This window comes from Solemya elarraichensis gill symbiont, assembly GCF_002021095.1.
GTDB lineage: Bacteria > Pseudomonadota > Gammaproteobacteria > Chromatiales > Chromatiaceae.
The window spans coordinates 1-1,130 of the sequence record NZ_MPRK01000367.1 but is presented as its reverse complement, the minus strand read 5'-3'; the positions used below and the strand labels follow the sequence as shown (position 1 = coordinate 1,130).

The following is a 1,130-nucleotide window of genomic DNA, read 5'->3' as shown; positions in this document are numbered from 1 at the left end:
TTCGATCTCGCCCCCAGCGATTACGGAGGCGACTATATAAACTTGATTCGACACGGAAATCTGAGATTCGAAGTGAAATTTGCCACGCCCACCGTCGACACCTATAATTGTCTGGCCTACGCAGAGTTCCCGGCACTTCTCGAAATCGACCGTACCCGCGACGTCAAATTCACCCGAGTATGAATAACTTACAGATCGAATGCGTCGTTCGAGAGAATCCCGTTTTATCCCAGTACGTGGTGGGAGTATTTTCGTCCGATTCTCTACCAGAGCGCGTGAGTACGCGTCCATCGGCCTACGTTTGTAACACGGATCCCTCCCATCTTCCCGGTCGCCATTGGGTCGTCTTCTGGTTCGAGAATTCGAGACGAGTGGAATTTTTCGATAGTTTCGGTCACGATCCCCGTTATTACTCTTCTTGTTTCTCTCGATTCTGGTCTGATAATGCCGAGACGTGTTTTTATAATTCCGTCCGAGTTCAGAGAGAGGATAGCGACACCTGCGGTCATCACGTGTTGTATTATTTATCTCGAAAGAGTCGCGGCGTGCCCTTGGCTCGAATGATAGAAACGTTACTCTCGAAAGACGATCCGGACGATGTCGTGCGCCGATACGTGGCTCGGTATTCGCGTTGCCTATAAATAGGACGTCGGAAAGCGGAGTAGTCAATCGATTCGCGAACCATGTCGGGAGAGCAAACGTCCATGATGAATGCGGATCTAACGAGTAGTAGAAACTCTTTCGACGAAAAGTTTAAGATGCATTTTACGTATATAAAAGTGACGGCGGTCGTCCTTCTCTTTGCCGTGAACATTTCGGCACTGATCTTTATAGCCCACGTGGTAAAACCCCCACCTCGATCGAGTACGGATTGCATAAAAATAGAGTCGGACGTGGAGTCGAATGTTAGCGAGGTTTCGGTTAACGATACGCTGTGTACTTACGTCAAACAATTTCCACTCCCGGAACACTATCGCATCACGGTATGTCTCTATCGTGGACGTACGAGGATAGACGTGAGACGATTCATTAACGATACTGCCACGATCAAGGGGGTATTCTTGAACATCAAACAGTGGAAATATATGAGAAGCATTATACCGAGAATCGATTTGTCGATCGCGGACGCG

General features: G+C 48.3%; 2 protein-coding genes. Both read left to right on the top strand.

Going from position 1 to position 1,130, the window contains the following annotated elements; translation table 11 throughout:
• Positions 1-183, top strand: a 183-nt coding sequence (locus BOW51_RS11515; protein ID WP_217349051.1) for a hypothetical protein, incomplete at its 5' end; no start/stop codon positions are given.
• A 500-nt stretch (positions 184-683) separates the two neighbouring features.
• Positions 684-1,130 (top strand): PC4/YdbC family ssDNA-binding protein (locus tag BOW51_RS12000; RefSeq protein ID WP_135568297.1); only part of this gene is annotated, 447 nt, incomplete at its 3' end.